Source organism: Pseudoalteromonas sp. S3178 (assembly GCF_005886985.1).
GTDB lineage: Bacteria > Pseudomonadota > Gammaproteobacteria > Enterobacterales > Alteromonadaceae > Pseudoalteromonas > Pseudoalteromonas carrageenovora.
The window spans coordinates 1-1,800 of sequence record NZ_PNCW01000092.1 but is presented as its reverse complement, the minus strand read 5'-3'; the positions used below and the strand labels follow the sequence as shown (position 1 = coordinate 1,800).

Annotated in this window: 2 protein-coding genes; both read right to left on the bottom strand. The window is 38.4% G+C overall.

Features of this window, described 5'->3' with window-relative positions:
* Positions 1–47 precede the first annotated feature (47 nt).
* The gene (locus tag CWC11_RS19485) at positions 48–872 is read right to left on the bottom strand and encodes a M90 family metallopeptidase (RefSeq protein ID WP_138684011.1); all 825 of its coding nucleotides are present in this window, start codon (positions 870–872) and stop codon (positions 48–50) included.
* Between the two features lie 139 nt (positions 873–1,011).
* Positions 1,012–1,650, bottom strand: coding sequence for a CatA-like O-acetyltransferase (locus CWC11_RS19480; RefSeq protein WP_138684012.1), 639 nt, complete (start codon positions 1,648–1,650; stop codon positions 1,012–1,014).
* Positions 1,651–1,800: the final 150 nt, after the last annotated feature.

The following is a 1,800-nucleotide window of genomic DNA, read 5'->3' as shown; positions in this document are numbered from 1 at the left end:
AAGCCTAACTTGCCAGCGTTATATGATAAAACGCAGTTTATGTAGGTTTAATGCCAAACAATAGGATCAAATTGATAGTAATCCACCAGCAGACGATAAATTTCAGGATCGTGATGTCTAAGTTCAGCTGGTTTTTCTAAGAATGTTTCTGTGATCACAGCAAAAAATTCAGCCTCATTAGTTGCACCATAACTATGTATAACATGGCTCATACTATACGCCACATGAGTTTTTAACTGAGTAAATGCACGGCTAAATACACGTCCCCATTCTGTGTATTGCGCAGCGTTTTTTAAAAGTGGCGTACCCGATGTTTTACCTGTTTCTTGATCAAGCTGATGAGCAAATTCATGAAATACCAAGTTATGGCCATCGCTAGGTAATCTGTTTCCCTCCAGCACATCGTGCCAACTAAGCACTAAGGTGCCGCCAGGCCACGACTCACCCAAACGTACAGCGTTATGATAACTAACAAGCCCTGCACTATCACGGGTCGATTGCGGCGCATAGTAAGCACTTGGGTATAGTAATATCTCCTTTACGTTTTTATAAAGCGGCCATGGCTTATTTAGCACAAGTACGCACGCGTCGGCAGCTACAATTAATTTCATGGCAGGTGTTAGCTTTAAACCATCGCGCCCTAAAAAGCGTTTCTCGTTTAAAAACCAGACAATATGGCGCTCTAGCTTTTCTCTATCTGCGTCAGTCATCTTTTTATAAATAGGCATGCAGCGGAGTAAGATATCTTTTTGCTGAGAATTTAAGGAGAGAGTTTTATACTTTTTTTGCCATAAGCGGTTTTGTATTGAAGGCCATCGCCAAAACACAATAACAAACACAACTAAAATGAGTAATAACAGTCCATTTATCATAAGGACGTCCTAAATTAATTTATGTTATATAAATATGTCCGGGGATGTTGTTTTTCAACTGCATATGGCTCCACATTTAATATAGAGCCAACACGTTATTATAAAATTGTTCAATAATAAGCTTTAGCTTACCTGCCAATCAGCTATTACAAAAGTCATCAAAGGCACTTTGCAGTACGTTGATAAATTTAGCGACATGCAATCCATCCATCAATGAGTGGTGTACATCAACAGATAGAGGCATTGTTCCGGTATTTTTATCAAATTGACCAAACACAAATTTAGGGATCCCTAAACTCTCTCCATTACTAAACGCATGCGAAAACGCGCTAAAGTTTAACCATGGTAAAACCGATATGTGAATTAAATCGGCTTGGCCTTCTGTTTGCTCAAACGCATCTGAAAAAAGCGGCTGGGATTTAGCTTTTTTACTTACTTCACTGGCATGAACTGCAAACTCACCAAATGTGCTCTTACTATTAAAATAACTAAAAATAAATGCATCATTTTTATCAAGCTCAACCACACTTGCTCGTACTTGATTAAGTAACCAAGGCTTTTGCTCTAAAATACGTAGCATTACCGGCTCATAAGCATGGCATGCTTTTAAAGTACAAAATATATAAGCCTGAAAAAAAGATAAGCTCTGCGTTTTACAATACTGATAAAGCTGTTGTGCATCTATACGCACACAAACATTAAAGTAAGGCTGAGCAAAGTTTTTAAAAAGCTCAAAGTGCTGCGTGCGAGACCAACTTTCTAAATCAAAAGGCTGCATAAAAGGAGTTGAAGAAGTCATAATATCCGTGTGAGTGTAATTAACACCTTAAAGTATAAACAAAAAAGGCGTACCTCTGTACGCCTTTCATTGTGTAATTACTAGGGCGTGTTGATCTTTGCGGATTGAAATTTGTTCAATCTAGGGGCG

Coding starts and splice junctions, on each gene's coding strand:
- CWC11_RS19480 (WP_138684012.1), bottom strand. CDS start 1,650: ATGCAGCCTTTTGATTTAGAAAGTTGGTCTCGCACGCAGCACTTTGAG.
- CWC11_RS19485 (WP_138684011.1), bottom strand. CDS start 872: ATGATAAATGGACTGTTATTACTCATTTTAGTTGTGTTTGTTATTGTG.